This window comes from Stenotrophomonas sp. YJH_SMC_79, assembly GCF_059367995.1.
The window spans coordinates 66240-86844 of record NZ_JCAFRK010000005.1; the positions used below are offsets into that span (position 1 = coordinate 66240).

Consider the following 20605-nt stretch of genomic DNA (forward strand, 5'->3'; position numbering starts at 1 on the left):
GTGGGGTAACCTTCGATGAACGGGGCCAGTTTACCTTGCACGCCACCAACCCCGTCAGGGCCTGCGGCGCGTTCATTCACGCAACCCCGCTGGAGACGCCCGATGAAACGCCTGCTGCCCCTGCTGCTGATCCTGCCCCTGGCCGGTTTCCGCCCGGCCCCACCCCCGCCACCGGTGTACACGGGCGGCCCGGTGCGCATGGCCCTGGTCGACCGCGACCGCGGCACCGAACTGCGCAGCTACCCCGCCGAGGGCCAGCGTTGGGTGGCCGGTGAGCGCGGCCACCGCTACGCCGTGCGCCTGTACAACGACAGCCCGCGCCGGGTGCTGGTGGTGCTGTCGGTGGACGGCATCAACGCCATCTCCGGCGAAGATGCCGATCCCTCGCAGACCGGCTACGTGCTCAACCCCGGCCAGCGCGCCGACATCACCGGCTGGCGCAAGAGCCAGGACGAAGTGGCGCAGTTCGTGTTCAGCAGCCCCAGCGGCAGCTATGCCAGCCGCACTGGTCGCCCGGACAACATCGGTGTGGTCGGCGTGGCGGTGTTCGAGGAAGCCCGCCGTTGGTACCCGCAGCCGATCCTGCGCCGTGGCCTGCCAGCACCCGCCCCGGCGGCCGAAGCAGCGGCCGATGCCAGTGCCAGCCGTATCGAGGGTTACGCCAGCAAGTCGCAGGCGCCGGCGCTGGGTACCGGCCACGGCGCACGCGAGCAGTCCTCGGTGCGCGATACCGACTTCGAACGCGCCAGCCGCAGCCCGGCGCAGGTTCTGCAGCTGCGTTACGACAGCGCCCGCAACCTGCGCGCACGCGGCATCCTGGTGGATTCGCCGTCGCGCCTGCCGCGCGAACCACAGGCGTTCCCCAACCGCTACGTGCCGGACCCGCCAGCGCGCTGATCGCCCGTCCAGACAGCACAACGCCCGCAACCTCACGGTGCGGGCGTTGTGCTGTGGGGGAAACCGTAGCGCTTACTTGTAGTCCGGGTAGTCCTTGCTCACGCTGTCCTGGAACTCACGCACTTCCTTCTCGGCGCGGTCCTTGGCCCAGCCATAACGTTCCTGCAGGCGACCGGCCAGATACTCGGCATTGCCTTCGGCCACATCGAAGTCGTCGTTGGTCAGATCGCCCCACTTGGCCTGGGCCTTGCCCTTCAGCTGCGACCACTTGCCGGAAATGATGTCTTTGTTCATTGCTGGGAATCCTCGGCTGCAACGGCGTTCTTACCGTGGCCCCAGCTTCGCGCGGCGGCTGTTGAGTGCCGGTCAACCGGCAATGAAATAGATGCTCACCTGCTTGAATGGTTCACTACGCTTCGACACATGCGCTGCAGAAGACGCGCAACAAAAAAGGCCGGGGGAAGTCCCCGGCCTTTTTCGCTTTCCGTTCCACTTCAGGCTCAACGGCCCTTGGCGGCATCCTCAACCTTCTCGCCAGCCTTCTGCACGTCCTTGCCGGCACCGGCAACGGTGTTGCAACCGGCCAGCAGGGCCACCGAGAACATCGACAACAGCATCAGGGCAACAACGCGCTTCATGGGCTTCTCCTTGGGTTCGCCGCTATACCGCTTCATTCGCGGATGGGGTTCGGTCGCTCGGCGGAAGAAGCCAATGCCACTGCCGCCGCGTGAAGTGCAATCTGGCGGCAGGGGCGTGGAGCGGGCGTGAACGGATCAGAGATCCGTTCAGGCGGAGCCGTCAATCGCGCATCAGGGTGGACTTGCCGAACAGGCTTTCGACCAGGTCCACGGCCAGTTCGGCGGTGGCATTCTGCTTGTCCAGCAAGGGGTTGAGTTCAACGATGTCCAGCGAGCCCATGCGCCCGGTGTCGGCGATCATCTCCATCACCAGCTGCGCCTCGCGGTAGTTCACCCCGCCCGGCACCGTGGTGCCGACGCCCGGCGCGATGCTCGGGTCGAGGAAGTCCACATCGAAGCTGACATGCAGGTGGGTGTTCTCGTCGATGCCGGCCAGCGCCGCCTCCACGGTGCGCTTCATGCCGTTCTCGTCGATGTAGCGCATGTCATAGACATCCACCTTGTGGGTCTTGATCAGGCGCTTCTCGTCCGGGTCCACCGAGCGGATGCCGATCTGGTGCATCTGCGCCGGGGTGATCGCAGGCACGGTGCCACCGAGGCGGGTCAACGCATCGGGGCCAAGGCCGCACAGGCAGGCCACCGGCATGCCGTGGATGTTGCCCGACGGGGTCACGTCGCTGGTGTTGAAGTCCGAATGCGCATCCAGCCACAGCACGCGCAGGGTCTTGCCCTGCTCGCGGCACCAGCGTGCCACGGCAGTGATCGAACCGATGCCCAGGCAGTGGTCGCCACCGAGCATGATCGGCATGCGGCCGGCCTGCAGTTCGGCGTAGCTGGCTTCCATCAGCGCGTGGTTCCACGCCACCACTTCATCCAGGTGGCGGTAGCCTTCCACCGGCGCGGTCCACGGGTTACGCGGACCATCCAGGTTGCCCAGGTCGCGTACGTCCACCCCGCGCGCCTCCAGCGCCTCCGGCAGGCCGGCCACGCGCAGCGCTTCCGGCCCCAGCCGTGCACCGCGATGGCCCGCACCTACATCGGTGGGAACGCCAATCAGGGATACGGAGATGGGATGGGCCATGGGTGCCTCCTGCGAACGAAAAAGAAGCACAGTCTAGCCAGAGGGATGTGACACCACTCGCGGCGGTGCAGCAGGGCGGGGTTCGCGTCCAGGGTCCTTTCACACTAGAGGATGGCTGCCGCCCAGGTCTCGATGTGGAACACACGCTTCTTCCGCAGGTCGATCCGCCACCGCCCACCCATACGCTTGAGTACGAACAGATGTTCGTAACGAAGGGAACGCGCCTTCTGAGGGTCGTCGCGTACCAGCACCTCGGCCCTCGAGACCGTCGGCATCGCAACTGACACCAAGAGATCCTCCGGTACGTACCGCGGGGGGTTCCCGACCGAAACGCCGGTCGAATAGACCCGTTTGCGGTTGGTACACCAGGCGGCAAGGATGTCCGCTTTCTCCTGTTGGAAGCCCGAGCTGAGCAGAAGTCTGCCGCCGGCACGGGAATCCTTGTAGCCACGCGTTTCCCACTCGTGATAAGCCAACAAGTATCCACGCACCACCGACGCGGGCTCACCTCCGGCGTCGGGCTGGGGCCACTCCAGTGGTGGCGCTTCTACCTGGGCGGGCGGGAGCTGTGCACCTGCCGCCTTCAAATGCACCACCACATCTGCGTGGTTGCGGGCGTCAGCCATCACCAGCGCATTGCGTCCAGAAAAATCCAGTGGTTCCACAGCGGCACCGCGGTCCAGCAGAAGCTCGACCATCGTTAGATGCCCACCTGAAGATGCCAACATCAGCGGCGTGTGCCGCGACTTCGGCGAAGCGGTGTTCACCGAGGCACCGCGCTCGATCAAGAGGCGCCCGATCTCAACATTGCCTCGCTCTGCAGCCCAACTCAGCGCGGTGTAGCCAAGTGCACTGCAGGAATGCTGGATGTTGGCACCGCGATCCAGCAGCCGCACCACTGCGTCCTTCTTCCCTGCGATTACGGCCGAAAGCAACGGAGTGCGTCCAGTACCCTTGTGCTGCCACTCGATATCGGCACCAGCATCCAGCAGGGCGTCGATACGGTCGAGGTCCTGCTTCTCAGCGGCCTTGGCCAGAAGATGGGACATGAAGTTGCTGCCAGACGGAAGTACGGGCGGCCACCATAGGACGGCGGGTGCGGCGAACTCAACCCCCGCGGCGGCGCAGCGGGGTCACGCTCTGCACTTCGCCATTGTTGCGCATCATGCACAGGTAGCGGCCATCGGGGTAATCAATGATCAGCTCTTGGTAGTCGCTGCCCACCGGCACCTGGGTCACCACCGCGCCCTGCGCGCCCTTGCGCAGGTTGCAGGCGCCCAGCGCGCTGTCACCAGTTGGGGCTGAATACGACATTCGCGAGGTATTGCGGAACACCGCCCGGCACCCGCCATTGACCCACACCGAATGCCGCGACAGGCCCCAGTTCTGGCCCTGCTCGCAGCGGGTGTGGCTGATCTGGCGAGCGACTTCCACGTTGCCGCGCGTGTCCATCTCGCACGACACCTGGCGCTGGTCGGTGGACTCGCAGGTGACTTCGCGCGGCAGCGCCGCACCTTCATCGTCACTGTCATCGTGGCGGCGGTGGTCGTGCCGCTCGCCCGCCACCGGTGCACCGCCGCCGCTGACCTGGCAGATGCCATTGGCGCCGCCTCGTCCGGTGTAGCTGATCTGCGGCGTGCCGTCCTCGTTGCTGCTGATCGACAGCGTGATGCCACTGTTGGCATCGCGTGCTTCGAAATAGCGGTCATTGAAGCGCTTCAGCGTGGCCTCGCGGCCCTGCACGTAGACCGGCCCGCCATCGTCGGCGTGCACATCGATGCCGCCCGGGCAGCTGGCGTTGAAGAACGGCACGGCGGCCATGGCCGGAGTAGCGAAAGCGGTGGACAACAGTGCGACGGTGAGCGACAGGGCATGGCGACGCATGAGCGGATCCCGAAGGGGCCCAGGATGGGCGTGTGGCGCCAGTATGCGGTGGAGCGCTGCGGGCTGTCCGTGAGGAATATCAAGATCCGGGTAGCGCGCGTGGGGATTCATGTCTGGCAGGGTGTTCTGGAAGCCCTGCCGGGGAAGTCAAGCCAGCTTTACTTCCTGGGTCATGACGGGCCGTGCAACAGCAATGACGCACCAGGATTCATCGTTGGTTGCAGCCCCGCGCGAAATGTCGCTTCTGGCATTGCGATGCTCGAAATGGGCCAAACGCGATAATTCATTTTTCCTTTTGGATCACCCGATGCCATCGAAACAAACGACTGGCAGGCGGTGATTTCACGTGCGCATGATGAATCGCCACCTGCAAGGGTGGCCGGGACTTCCAAGCCCGTGTTGTCAACGATGTATACGCTTGCCAGCCGGCGTCGTCCTCCCAAGTACGGCGCCGGCTGGCAGTCCGTTCGCCGATCGACGGCGGGCGGTGCGTGGGGGCCTCGTGCCCGCCGATTCGTTGACCCGGTCTTGGAAGCCACGCATCGCCCGCCACCCTCTTCGGGTGGCACCTCTGTTCCTGACGAGGATGCCCGCATGCCCAAGGCCCATCACCCGTACCTGACCGCCACCCTGGGCGAGGCTGCCCTGCGCCTGCCTCCCGAACTGGCGCAGCCGTTGGAAGCTGCGTTCGCTGCCGCGAACGAGGCGCCCGCGCCGATCAACCTGCCCGGATGCCTGCAGCGCATCCGGGCCGGTGACGCCGCCGATGGACAGCCGTGGCAGGGGTCGTCAAGCACGCCCGGCCAAGCGGTCGCCGCCGCGCGCAGGGATCGTGCCGCGGTGGGTTTGGTGTCGCTGCTGGAGCTGCACCACGCCAATGAGCGCGTTCGCGTGGATGGGGAAGAGAAGGACGATATCGGCGACGGTGCGCGCGAAGGGTTGATGCTGGCCTGCCGGGGGGCTGGCGGAGTATGTGGCGTTGCAGGTACGTAGCTGAGGCTGCGTTGGCAGTGTCAGCGGCGTTGATCGAAGAATCTGCCCACGTCATGCATTGAGCTGACTCACCGGCTTCGTACGAAGAAGCCGCCGAAAGGCGGTTTTTTCATGTTCGTTCCACCGCCTTCGCCACCGGCGCCGTGCTGACATATCAAGATCGGCGCGTGTGCTTATGCTGCGCTGGCATGCAGGCGTACACCCAAGGCGCGGGTCACTTTGAGGATGGTCGCAAAATCAGGGCTGCGCTCGCCCGACAGTGCGCGATACAGGCTCTCCCGCGACAGGCCTGCCGCACGCGCGACCTTGCTCATGCCCTGGGCGCGCGCGATATCGCCAAGTGCCTTGGCAATGAACGCAGAATCGCCATCGCTTTCTTCGATGCAGGCATCGAGATAGGCCGCCATCTCCTGCGGTGTGCGAAGGTGCTCGGCCACATCAAATGCTTTGAGTTCGACTTTCTTCTTGGTGGCCATGATGGGACAGCTCCTGTACTTCGGTATTGAGTCGTTTCACCTACAGCCCGTTCGACGCTTACAGGGCACGCGCAATCTCTTTGGCCTTCTCGATATCGCGTTGCTGTGAACCCTTGTCGCCGCCAGCCAGCAGAATCACCCACTGCCTGCCGCGCTGGGTGTAGTACACGCGGTAACCTGGTCCCACATCGATGCGCAGTTCGGAAACGCCATCGGCCAGATAGCGGTGATCGCCCAGATGGCCTTCGCTGAGCCGACCGATGCGGGCCAGGATGCGAGCGCGTGCGGTTACGTCCTTGAGAGCGTCAATCCATGTCGCGAACTGACGGGTACGCTGGATCTTCATGGAGGACTGTAGCCTACCGGCTACACCCTTTCAACCATGAGGAACTCGCTCTGGGAAATGCACAGCCATGGATCGCGCGCCAAATGGCAGATCAGCAACGAAAGAAGGAAGAAGACGCGACAGGGAGCAATGCTCGACCAACGACCGTGCCGCGGCTGTGCGGGCACAACGACAGTTGCTTGATGGTGCCGCTTATCCGAATCGAACGGATGACCTACTGTTTACAAGACAGTTGCTCTACCAACTGAGCTAAAGCGGCAAGGTTGGATCACCGGCGGCAGTGCCGCGGTCCGGGGATTCTAGCGCAACCTTGCGCATTCCAGCGACCGGCTCTGTGCCGCGCCGCTGCGCTGCTGGGCCTGCGCCGGCTGCGTACCCGCCGCCAGCTGCCCTTCCAGCCACCATTGGCCAGCGTCGCCGCTGGCCACCAGGCGCGGCTGGAAGCCGGCGGCCTGCACGGCGGCCATGCGGCGCTCGGCGCCTTCGCGGTTGCGGTACTGGCCCAGCGCCACGGCGTTGGCGTCCTCGCCCTGGCTGATGATGTAGTAGTCGCTCAGGCCGGCGGCGACGATGCGCTTCACCGTGGCCTGGGCCTCTTCGCGGCTGGCAGCCGCCGGCAGCATCACCCGGTAACGGGCACTGCCGCTGGCAGCGGGCTGTTCGCGCAGGCGCACCTGGCTGAGCAGCGTGCTGGCCTTGCCCTGCGCGCTGGTCGCGGCGGCGCGGTCGGCAAATGGGCCCAGCGCGACGCAGCGCGGCGGTTCGGCAGCCACGGGCGGGGTTGCGGGTTTTTCTGGCGCCGGGGCGGCTGCAGGCGGTGTTACCGGCTTGGTAGCGGCAGCAACCGGCGTAGCCTCAGCCACCTGCGACTTGGCAATTTCCGGCTTTGCCGGCACGGCCGTCGCGGGTGCAGGCGTCGCAGCCACTGCGGTCTTCGCGGCCGGTTCGCGCTCCATCAGCGGTGCAGTCGGGGCGGCGGCGGATACCTCGGCTGCGGCATTGGCATCCACGCCACCGCGTACCCAGCGCAGCTCGGCGACGCCAGCCGGTTGCGGCGCAGGCGCAGGCCTCTGCGGTGCATCGCGCAGCAGCCACCAGCAGGCGACGCCAAGATTGAGGATGGCCAGTACGACGATCAGGGCACGGGTCAGCATGCGCGGATACTAGCCTGCGGGCTGGTGCACCGCCCAGCGGGCGAGGCCATCCAGCACCAGCGACGGGTGGTAGTCGGCGCCGGGCAGCAGCGGCATCAGCGCCGGTGCGCCGCCGCCGTGCACAAGCAGTGACGGTGCTACGCCCAGCAGCGCGTGCGCCTGCTGTGCGCTGCGTTCGATCAGCGCCACCGCGGCACCATCACAGCCGGAGGCCAGCGCATCGGCAGTGTCGTTGGCGAACTCGCTGTAGTCGCCACCGCTCGCGGGCAGCTGCACCGCACGCGCGTGCAGTGCTTCGCGCATGGTGGTGGGCGATGCGGAAATGCGGCCACCGTGGTGCTGGCCGTCGGCGTCGAGCAGATCAATCGTCAGTGCGGTGCCCACGCCCACCACCAGCACCGGGCGCTGCGCCTTGGCAGCGGCCAGCAGGGCCAGGAAGCGGTCGACGCCGAACTTTTCCGGCCTGGCGTAGGCGATGCGCACACCGGCGCATTCGGCGCTGGTGCGTACCACGTGCACGTGCGCGAAGCGACGCTGCAGCTGGTCCAGCATGGCGCTGGTCAGCGACGGTGCGGCCACGCTGGCCACGAACGCGGTGGTGCCGCTGGGCAGGCTGTGCGGCGGCTGCCCGGCCATGCCTTCGGCGCCATGTGCCCAGGCCTGCACGTCGCCGGCACGGTCACCCTGCAACGGCGCGAACTTGAAGCGCGAGTTGCCGAGGTCGAACAACCAATCGCTCATGCCGCCCTCACGCTGACTTCGCCGGCGTGCAGCAGGCGTTCCTGGCCATCGATGCGCACGCGCAGTGCGCCGTCATCGGCCAGGCCGAGTGCGGTGCCGTGCTGCCACTGTCCATCCAGTTCCACCCGTACTTCGCGGCCGGCCAGCATGTCGAAGGCGGCGTAGCGCGGCAGGAACGGCGCCAGCCCTTCGCGGTCGAACTCTTCCAACGCCGGCAGCAGGCGCGCCAGCACGGCAGCAACGACCACGTTGCGGTCCACCGGCTTGCCAGCCAGCGTGTCCAGATCCACCCATGGCTGGGTGATCTGCTCGGCGAACGACGGCGGCATGTGCGTGTTGATGCCGATGCCGATCACCGCGCGCGCCGGGCCGGCATATTCGCCACCGCCCTCGGCCAGCAGGCCGACCAGCTTGCGTCGGCCATCAACGATCAGATCATTCGGCCACTTCAGCTGCGCCTGGGTAAACCCCAGATCGTGCAGCGCTTCGGCCACGGCGATGCCGGCCACCAGGCTCAGCCCGGCCAGGCGGCCGAGGCCACCGGAGTAAAGGCGCAGCACCGACAGGTAGACGTGCGCTGCCAGCGGCGAGGCCCAGGTGCGGCCGCGGCGCCCCCGGCCACCGGTCTGGCGTTCGGCCAGCAGGACGCTCACCCCGCGCTGGGGCGCGCTGCAACGCAGCAATTCGGCGTTGGTCGAGTCCACTGTCCAGGCCACCTGCAGGTCATGCAGCAGGGCCTGGGCGTCGGCGGGAAGGCCGGCGCGGATCGCGGCCGGGTCCAGCAGATCGACCGGCCGGGTCAGGCCATAGCCCTCGCCAGCGCGGCCCTCGATGTCCACACCGGCGGCTCTAAGTCCTTGAATACGCTTCCAAATGGCCGCCCGGGTCTGGCCCAGCTCACGGGCCAGGGCGTCGCCGGAGAGGCGACCGGCAGCGAGTTTGGCCAGCAATTGGCGGTCGTCCACGGCAGCTTCCACGAAGTCAGGACGGAATTATGCGGGAAAGCTGCCAACGACGCCCGCCACGCTGGGTTCCGCGAGGGCTTCCAACGGGGCGCCGGGTTCGGGCTAGAATCGGGAACTCACCTTCCCTTAACGTGGATGTCGTCAATGCGCCGTTATGCCCATTGCCTGATCCTGCTGACGATGCCCTTCGCGGCGTCTGCGACGGCAGCGCTGGACGACAGCCGTGGGGCCTGCGTGTCCTCCAACGGCGATGCCGCCTCGCAGCGCGCACCCACCGCCAGCGCTGCGGCCGCCAGCACCAAGGCGGCACCGGTACGCCCGGCGGCCAGCACCACCACCGGCGGCGGTGGTAGCGACGACGACATGCTGCCGCGCATCCGCGCGCCGAAGTGGCACAGCTACCTGCCGGGAATGTTCCGCTGATCAAGTCGTTGCTGCAGTGGCTGCGGCCTGCGCCGCGGCCGATCGACGATGCACTTTGGGAAGACGCCTGCCAACGCGCGGCGTGGCTGCGCGGCCTGGACGACGAACGCCGCGCGCGCCTGCGCGAGCTGGCCACGCGCTTCCTGCACGAGAAGACCATCACCCCGATCGGTGATCTGCAGCTGCAGGCCGGCGATGGCGTGCTGCTGGCCGCGCTGTGCTGCCTGCCGCTGCTGGAGTTCGGCAAGGTGGGACTGGAGGGCTGGTCGCAACTGGTGATCTACCCCGACGCGTTCCGCGTGCACCGCAGCCACATGGATGCGGCCGGCGTGCTTCACGAGTGGGATGACGAGCTGATCGGCGAGTCGTGGGACAGCGGTCCGTTGATCCTGTCCTGGGCCGACGTGCAGGCCGACCTGGCCGCGCCGCACGAGGGCTACTGCGTGGCGGTGCACGAGATGGTGCACAAGCTGGATGCGCTGGATGACGCGATGGACGGCACGCCGCCGCTGCCGCGCGAATGGCAGCGCGAGTGGGCCGCCACCTTCCAGCGCGCCTACGACGCCTTCTGTGCGCAGGTGGACGCAGGCGAAGAAACGCTGATCGATCCGTATGCGGCCGAAGCACCGGAAGAGTTCTTCGCGGTGGCCAGCGAGTATCACTTCTCGGCGCCGGATCTGCTGCAGCAGGCGTTGCCGGAGGTGGCCGCGCAGCTGCGACGGTTCTATGGCGAGCCGCCGAAGATCGAAATACGGTAGTGCCGGCCGTTGGCCGGCACCCTGGCAATGCCACCGAAGATCATGAGGTTGCCGGCCAGCGGCCGGCACTACCGGAGCAGCACGCGTTGTTGCGCCAGGCGATGCCCGGCGGACGGGAACGCGCGACTCAAGGCCCCGGCGGCAGGCGCACTTCGAAACGGGCGCCGCCCAGTTCGCTGGAACGGCCAACGGCCAGTTCGCCGCGGTAATCCTTGATCAGGTCCTGCACGATCGACAGGCCGATGCCGTGGCCCTGCACGCGCTCGTCGCCACGCACGCCACGCTGCAACACCTTGCCGATGTCGTCCGGGGCAATGCCCGGACCATCGTCGTCCACCGCCAGCAGCAGGCCCGCACGACGGGCGTTCGGTGCCGGCAGCGGCTGCGCGGTCAGCAGCACGCGGCGACTGGCCCACTTGAAGGCATTTTCCAGCAGGTTGCCGAGCAGTTCCTGCAGGTCGCCCGGTTCGCCATGGAAGCGCGCGGCCGGGTCGATGTCGAACTCGCACAGCACGCCCTTGGAGGCGTAGACCTTTTCCAGGCCACGTACGATTTCCTCGGCGTTGGACTCGATCGGCAGCGGTGCGGAGAACAGCTTGTGGCCCGATGATGCGGCACGTGCCAGCTGGTAGGAGACCAGGTTGTTCATGCGCTGCAGCTGTACGTCCAGTTCCTCGCGCAGCGCGCCATCGCCGGCGCCGCTGTCCATCTGCGTGCGCAGCACGGCGATGGGCGTCTTCAGGCTGTGTGCCAGGTCGGCCAGGGTGTTGCGCTGGCGCTCGAGGTTCTCGCGCTCGCTTTCAATGAAGGCGTTGATGCTGTCGGTCAGCGGTTCCAGCTCGCGCGGGTGGCGCTCGCTCATGCGCTCCGTCTCGCCGCGCTGCACCTTGGTGAGCTCGGTGATCACCCGACGCAGCGGGCGCAGGCTCCACTGCAGGATGACGGTCTGCAGCAGCAGCAGGATCAGGCCGATGCCGCCCAGGTAGAACCAGACACGGCCGCGGAACACGCGCAGCTGCGCGCCCAGTGCGCGCGAGTCTTCCATCACGTAGATGGTGTACGGGAATTCGGTGGCCGGGTCGGCGTCGGCGTCCCACACCAGGCCCAGGCCATAGCGGTACACCGAGCCCTGGCTGCCGTCGATCTGGATCATCGGCAGCGGGCCTTCGAACACTTCCTGGCGCGGCGCCAGCAGGCCGCCGCCGACGGTGGGCAGCATCGGGCCTTCGGCGGACATCGAATTGCCCTTGCCGTGCGGCATCACCACCTGCAGGTACAGGCCACTGCCCGGCACGTCGAAGCGCGAATCCGGCGGCTGCTCGCGGATGTACAGCGAGCGGTCGCGGGTGAAGTCGATGCCGGCCGCGTAAGCGGTGGCGTAGTTCTTCAGGCGCTCACGCAGGTTTGCCTTCGCCGTATCGGCGAAGGCGGCGTCGAGCGCGTAACCGGCCAGCGCCAGGAACGCGACCAGGCCCACGGACGCGGCAAGCATCTGGCGCGCCTGCAGGGAGCGCGGCCGCCAGCGTCGGAAGAACCACAGACGGCCGGACATCATGGTCTCGCCAGGCTGAGCCGGCTCAGCCCTCGTTGCGCGGAATCGCGAAACGGTAGCCGCGACCGCGCACGGTCTCGATCGGCTTCAGTTCGCCATCCGGGTCCAGCTTCTTGCGCAGGCGACCGATGAACACTTCCAGCACGTTCGAGTCGCGGTCGAAGTCCTGCTGGTAGATATGCTCGGTGAGGTCGGCCTTGGAGACCAGTTCACCGGCATGCATCATCAGGTACTCCAGCACCTTGTACTCGTAGCTGGTCAGGTCGACATTGCTGCCGGCCACGCTGACGGTCTGCGCGGCGAGGTCAAGGGCAACCGGGCCGCATTCCAGGGTCGGCTTGCTCCAGCCGGCGGCGCGGCGCAGCAGCGCGTTGACGCGGGCCAGCAGCTCCTCCACATGGAACGGCTTGACCAGGTAGTCGTCGGCGCCCTGCTTCAGGCCCTCGACCTTGTCCTGCCAGCTCGAACGTGCGGTCAGGATCAGCACCGGGAACTTCTTGCCTTCGTCACGCAGGGCCTTGATCAGCTCCATGCCCGACATCTTGGGCAGGCCGAGGTCGATGATGCCGACATCGAACGGAACTTCGCGCCCCATGTAGAGGCCTTCCTCGCCGTCCTGCGCAGCATCGACGGCAAAGCCTTCGCGCTTGAGCCGGGCTGCCAGGGTCTCACGCAGCGGGGCTTCGTCTTCGACCAGAAGGATACGCATGAACTCTCCCTAGTGTCCTGGGTGTGGCCCGGAGGCCTGTGGGGTACGGGTTGATAGCGACAACTATCCCTGTTCAGGGGTTATCGCCGCGTAGTGATGACATATCCGACCGCGGCGTGCGCGGCTGTGAACGCGACGGTGCAGGGTCGTCCATGTAGCGGACCCGGCCCCGGTCGTCCATGTACTTCACCCGGTTGATGTCACGACCATCGAACGGCACGCGCTCGGCGCCGAGGATGTGGCCGCCGGTGGTGCGCTGCACGCGGCGCACGGCATCGGACAGCGAACGCTCGTCGCCACGGTTGCCGCGCTCGCCCCGCTCCATCATCTCCGCCCGCCCCTGGTCGCCGCGCGGCGGCTGCTGCGCCAGCGCCGACGACAGCGGCACAGCCGACAGCACCACGCAGGTGGCGAAGGCAATGCGGCGATGGAAGGGAGCGGAAGACATCGATGCGATCCTAGCCGAGCTCGGCGATTCGTTCAAAAGTCGTAAATCCGGGAGCCGGGTTCGGGACCCGGCGCTTTACAATTCCTTTGCAAATTCTTGGTTTGGGGCAGTGAATCCGGTCTGAACTTTTCCGGTCCCGCCCCCGCGTTGTTCAGCTAAGTGAACATTCGGGACGAATCGGCGCCCCTTGTCAAGCCAGGAATGTGACTGCGGTCACGCTGCGGCACGATCCGCTTCGCGTTCGGTGACGGCCAGCGCCTGCTCGACCAAGGTCCAATCGGCGCCCGGGCGGTGTGCGCCCTCGCTCAGCACCTGGCGGAACGCGCGGCCACCGGGTTGGCCATGGAACAGGCCGAGCAGGTGGCGGGTGACGTGCTTCAACGCCAGGCCTTCGCCCAACCGTGCTTCCACATAGGGGCGCAGCGCGCGCAGCAGATCGCCACGGGCCTGCAGCGGGGCGCCTGTGTGCAGCGCCTCCAGCTGATGCAGCAGGTAAGGGTCGTGGTAAGCCGCGCGGCCCAGCATCACGCCGTCGACGTGCGGGGCCTGCGCCTGTACCGCCTCGATGCTGGCCAGGCCGCCATTGATCACCACCGGCAGCGCCGGGCGCTCCTGCTTCAGGCGGTAGGCCCAGTCGTACTTCAGTGGCGGAACCTCGCGGTTCTCCTTGGGCGACAGGCCCTTCAGCCACGCATTGCGCGCGTGCACCACCACCATCGCCGCGCCGGCGGCGACCTGGCGGTCGACGAAGGCGGCGAACACGTCGTAGTCGTTGTCCTCGTCCACGCCCAGGCGGCACTTCACCGTCACCGGGATGTCGACCGCATTGACCATGGCCGCCACGCACTCGGCCACCAGCACCGGTTCACGCATCAGGCAAGCGCCAAAACGCCCGGCCTGCACGCGGTCGGATGGGCAGCCGCAGTTGAGGTTGACCTCGTCATACCCCCACTCGGCGGCGATGCGCGCAGCCTGCGCCAGCAGGGCCGGATCGCTGCCGCCCAACTGCAGCGCCAGCGGCTGTTCGCTGCGATCGAAGCCGAGCAGGCGCTCGCGATCGCCGTGGATGACCGCGTTGGCGTGCACCATTTCCGTGTACAGGCGTGCGCCCGGCGCCAGCACGCGATGGAACACGCGGCAATGGCGATCGGTCCAGTCCATCATGGGCGCCACGGAAAGGCGAATATCTTTTGAATTCAATTGCTTACGCATGTTTCGGTGCATCCTTGGTGCGCTAGGACTCCCTGCAAGTCCCTGTTTTTCCCTGCGGATCCCGGTGTAATGTACCCGTGCTGCACCAAGCAGCGGGGAGTGCACCAAGACATGGCAGTAGTCGAAAAGCGCGGAAAGAAGTGGCGGGCAATGGTCCGCATCAAGCCCCATCCTACCGCCTCGAAGACCTTCAACGGTCGCAAGGCCGCTGAGGATTGGGCTCGCATTACAGAAGATGCCCTTCGGGCTGGCCTGCCTCCCCCGCAGGAGAGCATGACGCTGGAAACCCTGATTGATCGGTACATCAAGGAGATGGACCGCTTCAAACCCATTTCAGCCACCAAGCGCGGGAACCTGCGCCGATGGGTGGAAAGCCTCGGCGACCGGGAAGTGTGCTCACTCACCGGGCAGGACATTTTGAACCACATCCGGGCAAGAACGGCTCCCTCCGCTGCGCTGAACGGCGGCAAGGCACCCGGTCCGGCAACCATGGCGATGGAACTCGGGTTCCTGGCTGAGGCCCTGGCGGCTGCTCGGTCGCTATGGAACATGACGATCCCGGACGTGGTCACCGCCGTCCGGCCAGTGCTGCGCCGCGCCGGAGCCATCGCCAAGCCAGAGGAGCGTGACCGGCGCCCGACAGCCCAAGAGCTTGACGAGCTGGCCGCCTTCTACAAGTTCAACTTCGGCGCCATCCCTATGCGCGACCTGATCCCGTTCGCCATCGATTCGGCAATGCGGATGGGCGAGATTGTTGCACTGCGGTGGGAAGACTACCAAGGAGGCGACAAGCCCATGGTCCTGATCCGGGACAGAAAGGATCCCAAGGACAAGAAGGGCAATCATCAATGGGTGCCCTTGCTGGGGCGGACAGCGGCGATCATCGAAAGCCAGCCCCGCAAGGGTCCGCTGATCTTCCCCTACAAGGCAGACAGCATCGGGGCATCCTTCCGCCGCGCCTGCAACCGGCTGCAGATCGAGGATCTTCACTTCCATGATCTGCGCCACGAGGGAACCTCCAGGCTGTTTGAACGGGGCTACACCATTCCAGAGGTCGCAATCGTGACGGGCCACAAGGACTGGAAGTCCCTCAAGCGGTACACCCAGCTTGCCCCAAGCTCATTGCACCGGGCCGAATCGAACCTCACTCGCCCCCTGGCGGACGCCTACAAGCCGGGGAACCCAGGGCGCGAGGACTGACGGAATGCCTCGGCAATGTGGGCGGAGTACACTCCCGGCCAAGGAACGAGGGACAAGCCATGCAGGACGAAATTCGCATACTCATCTATGCCGCTGGCACGGTCTGCCTCTTGGCGTTTGCCCACCTGCAGATTTGTGCATGGGTCGCCCATGGCTGGATGAGGGCGTTCTACGTGGCTGGAGCCCGCTGGAGGAGCGTAGGGATCGCCCTGCAGGCTATGGCGTGGGTGGCCGCCGTGGCGATCACCATTGCCGGGGTCTCGTTCCTACTGTCCTGGATACCGAGCAGTTGGGGGTGGCGGGACGAAATCGGAACCTTTACCTCGCACGCAACTGACCTTGCCACTTGGGCTGGCCTGTTCATGGGATCTGGGTGGGTGTGGTCACTGCTGCAGGCTGGGCGCAGAAGCGCCTCAACCTGCCACTGATTATCGTCAGTCGATTGGAATGGTCTGCCGGGATGCCGTGGATCCGTACTTCACCGGACCGCGCGTGGTGCCGACACCAGGCGTCCATTCATAGGCAAGCACGCCGTCGTTGCTGGTGACACCAACATACAGAACCAATCCGTCCTTCGAGAACGAAACGCCGCGTCCGTAAGAGCCTCCGCCTATTCCAGGAGGAACCGGATATGCAGCGCCGACGCCATTGACCGGATCCCACAGGTAGAGGTGCATCTGCTGCATGAACGAACTGCCGAACACGACAGCACGCGCAGCGTCGGACAGGGCGACCATGCCCTGCGCCTGTTGGCCGAAGGCGGCAATCCGATCCTCAAACCCTTCCGGACCGATCTTGTAGATATGACAGGACGGGGAAGCACCGCAAATGGCAGCCAGGTGCGTTCCTGACTCGTTGATGGAAATGGACTGGACCGCCGACGGTGTCGTGAGAGCCGGGCTGTTCAACCTGGCGCCAAGACCATTCACGTCGTCCCACCGGTACGCAACGAGGTATGGCGGAGACTGCTGCACCAAGTACAGAACTTCGCCCGTGGGGTTGAACTGCGCGAACATCACCCGGCTGGTCAGTGCAGTTGCTGGTGGCGGGTAGGCCGCACCGATCCCAGATGGGCTTACCGAATGGGCGCGCAGGTAGGGGGCACCGCCGTGCCCAACTACCATTGCGGCTCCCGACCGGGAGAAAGCTACACACTCACATTGCTCAGTTAGTGGCGGAACTGGCGCCGCGAACGGGGCACCGAAGATGCCCAGCTCATTCACCGGGTACACCGCCAACTGCGGGAAAGTAGCGTAGGCGGTCGCGGCAATAGATCCATCGTCTGTGACGCCGATCAATCGCTGATTCGAAGTCGAGGCATTGTCGGGATAACCGGTCCGCTCCAACACGTTCGCCGCATGACGGTAGCTCAAGGACAGGATGGCGTTGCTGATTGCCGAAGCGAAGACCTTATAGGCTGCAGGACGGGTGGCGACAGTAATCTGCCCGCTCCAGACGAACGAGCGACCGATAGAGTCGTTTACGCGCAGAACAACGTTAAAGACGGTTTCCACATTGATACCAGCTGATGGGACTGTGTGGTCCCACTCGAAGTCATCAACAAAGAGGATCTTGTTCTCGCGGTATCGGATGCCATTCGCTGCGACGTTGATTGTTGCAGCGCCAGCCGGAGCCGCCCCAAACACCGACGACGGATAAACCCGGTTCTTACTGGCCGACATGACCTGATTACCCTCAACGGTATAGATCACTTCGCCAGCGGCGTTTCGGTACTCCAGCATCACGGAGGCTCCAGCGTTCCCCTCCGATGACGCGCCCTGCCGAACGTTGCACTTTGCGGACGTTACCTGCCCCGGCTGCACCGTGTATCGCGCGGCATTCGAGATCCGAGAAGTCCCCCAGTTTCCCCAATACCCAGCTGCCCATGATCCAGTCGGAGGATTTTCGGTTGCGATATTCCAGCCAGGGCCAAGCTCCCAACCTGTCTTCCCCTCCTCAAATCCAGGGTTCGCAATCGGAGCCTGCGTCGTTTGGTAGGCAGGCCAAGCCACAACCACTTCCTTGGATGCCTGATCGACCCGGACCTGACTACCATTGGGCAGCTTGTCGCCACCGATCTGCAGCACACTACAGCCGCCGATGCTGTTGCGGATCTGCAGACGGCCCTCGTATGCCAGTGACGGCTTCGCGCGGGCAAAGCGACCGTTCACGTAAAGGGCTGGCTGGTATACGTCCTGATCTAGGTCGGGGCGGTCGTAGATGCGGGCGGCCATGTCAGTTTGCCCTCTGACCAACCAGGTACACCCGCAATCCCTTAGCCAGCGCGGTCCCCACTTGGTCCACGTCAATCGTGATCTCGTCGCCCTTCGCAAGGATGTTGCCGCCCACCTCGTAAACGGCGGGGATGGCCGCCGTGGTGGTGCTGCGTTCGTTGTTGTCGAAGGTCAGCTTCGTGGACAGGATGCTGGTGCCGTTGCGGTTCACGTCCACGGTCAGCGCTACGCCCGTTGCCTGCGCGACTGACACGCTGGCATAGATGCCACCACTGGCCACCGGATCCAGCAGCATGCCGTAGGGCATGACCAAGCTGTCTTTGCCGGTGCCGGTGGAAATGGAACTCCCGATGTTCACAGATCGGTCGATCAGGTCGAACGACTGCAGATCGGGGGATGCCGCGATGCGCAGCAGGTCGCCTGCCGCAACCCAAGCGTCAGCGTCCGGCGCAATGCAGGTGGCGCTGATGATGCTGCGCGGCCCACGGGCCTTGGCCTGGAAGCTCACCGGGATATTGAGCTGCCCTGCCCCGTCCTGAATCGCCAGCGTCACGGCACCGTCGCCCAGCTGCAGCACAGAGAAGAACTGGCCCTCTTTCCAATCTGCACTGCCACCCGTGTTCTTACGAATGGTGATGGTTATAGGGCTTGCCGAGTTCGCCAGAATCAGCGTGTTGTGGGAGCCCCCGTCAACGATGGTGCTGGCGCTCACGCTCACAATGCGGGGGGCGACGGTATAGACGGGCGGCTGACCGATCCAAGGACGAGCATAGCCACGCAGGGTGGTAAAGCCCCGAACCCCGTCACCCAGCGGCGGATTGAAGCGGATCGCTGGCGGAGATCCCTGGACCCCAGCAACGATGGTGAAGGCCCCGCCGATGCCGGGCTTTGAAACGGGGTACACGTTCGAGCCTGCTGCAGTCTCCACGGCCGTGTCGTAGAACAGAGGGTCCAGAACATCGGCGCCGGGTAGAGGGAAGTCAGTGACCACCCCGTCTCCCTCGAAGGCCCAGAACTTTGGCGTGACACCAACTGTCCCGCCGCCTCCCTGAATCTGCTCAATCAGGACCAAGGCAGAGCGCTTGTTCAGCGCATCAGCATCGCCCGTGGCGTCGCCCACACGGATGATCCTCGATCCCTTTGCATCCCATACAAGCTCGCCGCTGCCTTCGGGATCGAGAATGATCTGCAGCACGCTTGCGGCAAGCTGCTGGATCATCATGACGGGGGCATCTTGATCCTGATTCAGAGTGGAGGCGAGAAGGTCGCCAAGGTTCTGATACTCAATGACCCTTGTGAAAGGCATGTTCCGCGAGCGAACGACAGTCGCGTTCGCTGCTGGCGGATCAAAGAAGACGACATTACCGCCGTCCTCATTGCCAACCCCAGTCACTGTGTAGTGCGTACCCAAGACGCGAGGCAGACCATTCACCGTTACGAGAATGTCTTCCTCCGCGAGGATCTTGAAGCTATAGGGGAAGGTCGTCGTCACCCCATTGGCAACAGACGAGTTCGGACCGGTGTAGACAGGAACGGACATAGAGGCGACCAAGGGCTGTGATGAACCCATGGTCTCCATCTGGACGGGCGGGTTCCCGACTATTTCTGCCGGTGGTCGTCCAGGCAGTCCGCAGTGAACGCCCGCTTGTTCTCGCTGTCCTCAAAGGCCCCCACGGCGCCAACGTAGGCAGCAGCCCACCTCACCCAATCAGGGACGTTCGGCGGTGCTGGCGGACGCTGGGCAATCGCTCGTTCGCTGCACCCTGCAGGCGGCACGTATGGCTCTGGCGTGCGCTTCCTGAGCAATGCGCAGGACGGCAGCAGCAGAATCAGGGTCAGGGTGAGTAGCAGTCGCATGGATGGCCTCCACCGCCTTGGCGGTGCGTTCGCGGGTTTCGTGGGCTTCCAGGTCGATGGCGGAGGCTGTCTCCCGACTGATCTGGACACTCTCGCTGGTGGCCTTTGCACTGGCTCGCAGCTCTCTATTCTCGATGGTGGTCGCGGTGTCCGACCGGCCTTTCAGGTAGTAGCAGCCGCCGATGGACAAGAGGACAACGACGGCGGCCAGCTGGACCGCCTGACGGGGGGTGAGGGTCATTGGATGGTTCCTCTGCAGGTCATCATTTCCCACTGCCTGCGGTCGGGTATGCCGCCACAAGCAGACTTCCATTGAGGGAGAGCGCAATCCCTTTTCACGCCGTTGACCTTCACGAACCGCCACTTCCAGATTTCATCGCAAGCGGTGGCCCGCTCCCCTGCATTCAAACGTCGTGCTGCGGTGCTGGAGCAAAACGCATTGGTCCCTACGTTGTAGGCAAAGTGTCCCCACGCCTTCACCTCGTGAAACTCAAACTCTCCTCGAACGCATTGGCCCATATGCCCGAGCATCGTCCGGACATAGGTTGTCTCAAGGCGCTGGCATTCTTCCGGTGTGTACCGCCGCCCTGGGACAACAGCGGGTCCGGTGATCCCGGCGCAAACTGTCCAGATCCCCGCTGAGTCACGGTATGGGGTGAACTTGCGACCTTCGTGGCGCGAATCGTTCTGGCCGAGAGTTGCCACCAGCGCCAAGATCAGCGTCGCCGGAGCAGCTGCAAAGGCGAACTTTTTCCCCGTGCTGGCCTTCTCGTCAGCCACGGCGGAACACCCATGCGGCGATGCGCCGCACCGTGACCCACCGCGCGCGTCCCCATTGCGTCCAGTCGCCCCAATTCTTCACCACCACGGAGAACGCCTGCAGCAGGGTAAAAATGATGGTGCAGATCAGGGCCCAGTCGCTCAGGGTGTACCCAGGCGCGTACGTTCCCACTGTGACCCCGGCAGCTGGGGCGACCTTGGCCGCCGCCATTGCAATATCCTGGGTGATGGTCTCTTTCATCGAAGCTCCGAACGGT

Annotated in this window: 23 protein-coding genes, 1 tRNA gene and 1 pseudogene; 5 read left to right on the top strand and 20 right to left on the bottom strand. The window is 65.2% G+C overall.

Going from position 1 to position 20605, the window contains the following annotated elements; translation table 11 throughout:
* The first annotated feature begins 102 nt into the window (after positions 1 to 102).
* Complete coding sequence (locus AC5P57_RS17835) at positions 103 to 897, top strand: hypothetical protein (RefSeq protein ID WP_099551510.1); 795 nt, start codon at positions 103 to 105, stop codon at positions 895 to 897.
* A 72-nt stretch (positions 898 to 969) separates the two neighbouring features.
* Here AC5P57_RS17835 and AC5P57_RS17840 read toward each other — a convergent pair whose 3' ends face one another.
* The 5 genes from AC5P57_RS17840 to AC5P57_RS17860 form a co-directional block, all read right to left on the bottom strand.
* On the bottom strand, positions 970 to 1191 hold the full coding sequence (locus tag AC5P57_RS17840) for a CsbD family protein (protein WP_004137109.1): 222 nt from the start codon (positions 1189 to 1191) through the stop codon (positions 970 to 972).
* Positions 1192 to 1397: 206 nt separating this feature from the next.
* A complete protein-coding gene (locus AC5P57_RS17845; protein ID WP_005407710.1) occupies positions 1398 to 1535 on the bottom strand; it encodes an entericidin A/B family lipoprotein in 138 nt (45 codons plus the stop codon).
* A 160-nt stretch (positions 1536 to 1695) separates the two neighbouring features.
* Positions 1696 to 2616 carry an arginase gene (rocF, locus tag AC5P57_RS17850; RefSeq protein ID WP_094001609.1) on the bottom strand — a complete coding sequence of 307 codons (921 nt, stop codon included), beginning with the start codon at positions 2614 to 2616 and terminating at the stop codon, positions 1696 to 1698.
* 104 nt (positions 2617 to 2720) lie between these two features.
* Positions 2721 to 3665: an ankyrin repeat domain-containing protein gene (locus AC5P57_RS17855; RefSeq protein WP_099551511.1), complete on the bottom strand. Its 945-nt coding sequence runs from the start codon at positions 3663 to 3665 to the stop codon at positions 2721 to 2723.
* Between the two features lie 58 nt (positions 3666 to 3723).
* Positions 3724 to 4500, bottom strand: a complete 777-nt coding sequence (locus AC5P57_RS17860; protein ID WP_099551512.1) for a DUF3011 domain-containing protein — start codon at positions 4498 to 4500, stop codon at positions 3724 to 3726.
* Between the two features lie 594 nt (positions 4501 to 5094).
* Here AC5P57_RS17860 and AC5P57_RS17865 point away from each other — a divergent pair.
* Positions 5095 to 5497: pseudogene (locus tag AC5P57_RS17865) on the top strand (hypothetical protein).
* Positions 5498 to 5666: 169 nt separating this feature from the next.
* Here the strand turns inward: AC5P57_RS17865 and AC5P57_RS17870 are convergent.
* From AC5P57_RS17870 to birA, 6 genes are all read right to left on the bottom strand, one after another.
* Entirely contained in the window at positions 5667 to 5969 is a 303-nt protein-coding gene (locus AC5P57_RS17870; RefSeq protein WP_099551514.1) for an addiction module antidote protein, read from the bottom strand.
* Positions 5970 to 6027: 58 nt separating this feature from the next.
* Positions 6028 to 6315, bottom strand: a complete 288-nt coding sequence (locus AC5P57_RS17875) for a type II toxin-antitoxin system RelE/ParE family toxin (RefSeq protein ID WP_099551515.1) — start codon at positions 6313 to 6315, stop codon at positions 6028 to 6030.
* A 183-nt stretch (positions 6316 to 6498) separates the two neighbouring features.
* Positions 6499 to 6574: transfer RNA gene (locus tag AC5P57_RS17880), tRNA-Thr, on the bottom strand.
* Positions 6575 to 6614: 40 nt separating this feature from the next.
* On the bottom strand, positions 6615 to 7469 hold the full coding sequence (locus tag AC5P57_RS17885) for an SPOR domain-containing protein (protein ID WP_262235810.1): 855 nt from the start codon (positions 7467 to 7469) through the stop codon (positions 6615 to 6617).
* 9 nt (positions 7470 to 7478) lie between these two features.
* The gene (locus AC5P57_RS17890; RefSeq protein ID WP_142807894.1) at positions 7479 to 8210 is read right to left on the bottom strand and encodes a type III pantothenate kinase; all 732 of its coding nucleotides are present in this window, start codon (positions 8208 to 8210) and stop codon (positions 7479 to 7481) included.
* Positions 8207 to 9175: a bifunctional biotin--[acetyl-CoA-carboxylase] ligase/biotin operon repressor BirA gene (birA, locus tag AC5P57_RS17895; protein WP_099551518.1), complete on the bottom strand. Its 969-nt coding sequence runs from the start codon at positions 9173 to 9175 to the stop codon at positions 8207 to 8209. The genes AC5P57_RS17890 and birA overlap by 4 nt, the downstream gene beginning before the upstream one ends.
* 144 nt (positions 9176 to 9319) lie before the next feature.
* Here birA and AC5P57_RS17900 point away from each other — a divergent pair, with 144 nt between their 5' ends.
* Both AC5P57_RS17900 and AC5P57_RS17905 read left to right on the top strand, forming a co-directional pair.
* On the top strand, positions 9320 to 9598 hold the full coding sequence (locus AC5P57_RS17900) for a hypothetical protein (RefSeq protein WP_049435508.1): 279 nt from the start codon (positions 9320 to 9322) through the stop codon (positions 9596 to 9598).
* Positions 9565 to 10356 (top strand): M90 family metallopeptidase, encoded by a 792-nt coding sequence (locus AC5P57_RS17905; RefSeq protein WP_185959196.1) that lies wholly within the window; start codon positions 9565 to 9567, stop codon positions 10354 to 10356. Before AC5P57_RS17900 ends, AC5P57_RS17905 begins: the two co-directional genes overlap by 34 nt.
* A 127-nt stretch (positions 10357 to 10483) precedes the next feature.
* Here AC5P57_RS17905 and AC5P57_RS17910 read toward each other — a convergent pair whose 3' ends face one another.
* The 4 genes from AC5P57_RS17910 to dusA all read right to left on the bottom strand — a co-directional run bounded on the left by AC5P57_RS17910 (position 10484) and on the right by dusA (position 14277).
* On the bottom strand, positions 10484 to 11908 hold the full coding sequence (locus tag AC5P57_RS17910; protein WP_099551613.1) for an ATP-binding protein: 1425 nt from the start codon (positions 11906 to 11908) through the stop codon (positions 10484 to 10486).
* A 25-nt stretch (positions 11909 to 11933) separates the two neighbouring features.
* Positions 11934 to 12617 (bottom strand): response regulator transcription factor, encoded by a 684-nt coding sequence (locus AC5P57_RS17915; RefSeq protein ID WP_004136763.1) that lies wholly within the window; start codon positions 12615 to 12617, stop codon positions 11934 to 11936.
* 73 nt (positions 12618 to 12690) lie between these two features.
* Positions 12691 to 13065, bottom strand: a complete 375-nt coding sequence (locus AC5P57_RS17920) for a hypothetical protein (protein WP_049431386.1) — start codon at positions 13063 to 13065, stop codon at positions 12691 to 12693.
* Between the two features lie 213 nt (positions 13066 to 13278).
* Positions 13279 to 14277, bottom strand: a complete 999-nt coding sequence (dusA, locus tag AC5P57_RS17925; protein WP_495219685.1) for a tRNA dihydrouridine(20/20a) synthase DusA — start codon at positions 14275 to 14277, stop codon at positions 13279 to 13281.
* 150 nt (positions 14278 to 14427) lie between these two features.
* Here dusA and AC5P57_RS17930 point away from each other — a divergent pair, with 150 nt between their 5' ends.
* Complete coding sequence (locus AC5P57_RS17930) at positions 14428 to 15477, top strand: site-specific integrase (protein ID WP_495219686.1); 1050 nt, start codon at positions 14428 to 14430, stop codon at positions 15475 to 15477.
* Positions 15478 to 15911: 434 nt separating this feature from the next.
* On the opposite strand, the gene AC5P57_RS17935 is transcribed toward AC5P57_RS17930, so the two are convergent.
* The 5 genes from AC5P57_RS17935 to AC5P57_RS17955 form a co-directional block, all read right to left on the bottom strand.
* Complete coding sequence (locus AC5P57_RS17935; protein WP_495219687.1) at positions 15912 to 17711, bottom strand: hypothetical protein; 1800 nt, start codon at positions 17709 to 17711, stop codon at positions 15912 to 15914.
* Position 17712: 1 nt separating this feature from the next.
* A complete protein-coding gene (locus AC5P57_RS17940) occupies positions 17713 to 19251 on the bottom strand; it encodes a hypothetical protein (protein ID WP_495219688.1) in 1539 nt (512 codons plus the stop codon).
* A 168-nt stretch (positions 19252 to 19419) separates the two neighbouring features.
* On the bottom strand, positions 19420 to 19809 hold the full coding sequence (locus AC5P57_RS17945; RefSeq protein WP_495219689.1) for a hypothetical protein: 390 nt from the start codon (positions 19807 to 19809) through the stop codon (positions 19420 to 19422).
* Positions 19806 to 20348 carry a lysozyme gene (locus AC5P57_RS17950; RefSeq protein WP_495219690.1) on the bottom strand — a complete coding sequence of 181 codons (543 nt, stop codon included), beginning with the start codon at positions 20346 to 20348 and terminating at the stop codon, positions 19806 to 19808. The genes AC5P57_RS17945 and AC5P57_RS17950 overlap by 4 nt, the downstream gene beginning before the upstream one ends.
* The gene (locus tag AC5P57_RS17955; RefSeq protein WP_495219691.1) at positions 20341 to 20589 is read right to left on the bottom strand and encodes a hypothetical protein; all 249 of its coding nucleotides are present in this window, start codon (positions 20587 to 20589) and stop codon (positions 20341 to 20343) included. Before AC5P57_RS17955 ends, AC5P57_RS17950 begins: the two co-directional genes overlap by 8 nt.
* Between the last annotated feature and the right edge of the window lie 16 nt (positions 20590 to 20605).

Coding starts and splice junctions, on each gene's coding strand:
- AC5P57_RS17855 (WP_099551511.1), bottom strand. CDS start 3,665: ATGTCCCATCTTCTGGCCAAGGCCGCTGAGAAGCAGGACCTCGACCGT.
- AC5P57_RS17885 (WP_262235810.1), bottom strand. CDS start 7,469: ATGCTGACCCGTGCCCTGATCGTCGTACTGGCCATCCTCAATCTTGGC.
- AC5P57_RS17955 (WP_495219691.1), bottom strand. CDS start 20,589: ATGAAAGAGACCATCACCCAGGATATTGCAATGGCGGCGGCCAAGGTC.
- AC5P57_RS17930 (WP_495219686.1), top strand. CDS start 14,428: ATGGTCCGCATCAAGCCCCATCCTACCGCCTCGAAGACCTTCAACGGT.
- AC5P57_RS17840 (WP_004137109.1), bottom strand. CDS start 1,191: ATGAACAAAGACATCATTTCCGGCAAGTGGTCGCAGCTGAAGGGCAAG.
- rocF (WP_094001609.1), bottom strand. CDS start 2,616: ATGGCCCATCCCATCTCCGTATCCCTGATTGGCGTTCCCACCGATGTA.
- AC5P57_RS17945 (WP_495219689.1), bottom strand. CDS start 19,809: ATGACCCTCACCCCCCGTCAGGCGGTCCAGCTGGCCGCCGTCGTTGTC.
- AC5P57_RS17935 (WP_495219687.1), bottom strand. CDS start 17,711: ATGGCCGCCCGCATCTACGACCGCCCCGACCTAGATCAGGACGTATAC.
- AC5P57_RS17875 (WP_099551515.1), bottom strand. CDS start 6,315: ATGAAGATCCAGCGTACCCGTCAGTTCGCGACATGGATTGACGCTCTC.
- AC5P57_RS17860 (WP_099551512.1), bottom strand. CDS start 4,500: ATGCGTCGCCATGCCCTGTCGCTCACCGTCGCACTGTTGTCCACCGCT.
- AC5P57_RS17835 (WP_099551510.1), top strand. CDS start 103: ATGAAACGCCTGCTGCCCCTGCTGCTGATCCTGCCCCTGGCCGGTTTC.
- AC5P57_RS17845 (WP_005407710.1), bottom strand. CDS start 1,535: ATGAAGCGCGTTGTTGCCCTGATGCTGTTGTCGATGTTCTCGGTGGCC.
- dusA (WP_495219685.1), bottom strand. CDS start 14,277: ATGCGTAAGCAATTGAATTCAAAAGATATTCGCCTTTCCGTGGCGCCC.
- AC5P57_RS17940 (WP_495219688.1), bottom strand. CDS start 19,251: ATGTCCGTTCCTGTCTACACCGGTCCGAACTCGTCTGTTGCCAATGGG.
- AC5P57_RS17910 (WP_099551613.1), bottom strand. CDS start 11,908: ATGTCCGGCCGTCTGTGGTTCTTCCGACGCTGGCGGCCGCGCTCCCTG.
- AC5P57_RS17870 (WP_099551514.1), bottom strand. CDS start 5,969: ATGGCCACCAAGAAGAAAGTCGAACTCAAAGCATTTGATGTGGCCGAG.
- AC5P57_RS17890 (WP_142807894.1), bottom strand. CDS start 8,210: ATGAGCGATTGGTTGTTCGACCTCGGCAACTCGCGCTTCAAGTTCGCG.
- AC5P57_RS17900 (WP_049435508.1), top strand. CDS start 9,320: ATGCGCCGTTATGCCCATTGCCTGATCCTGCTGACGATGCCCTTCGCG.
- AC5P57_RS17920 (WP_049431386.1), bottom strand. CDS start 13,065: ATGTCTTCCGCTCCCTTCCATCGCCGCATTGCCTTCGCCACCTGCGTG.
- AC5P57_RS17915 (WP_004136763.1), bottom strand. CDS start 12,617: ATGCGTATCCTTCTGGTCGAAGACGAAGCCCCGCTGCGTGAGACCCTG.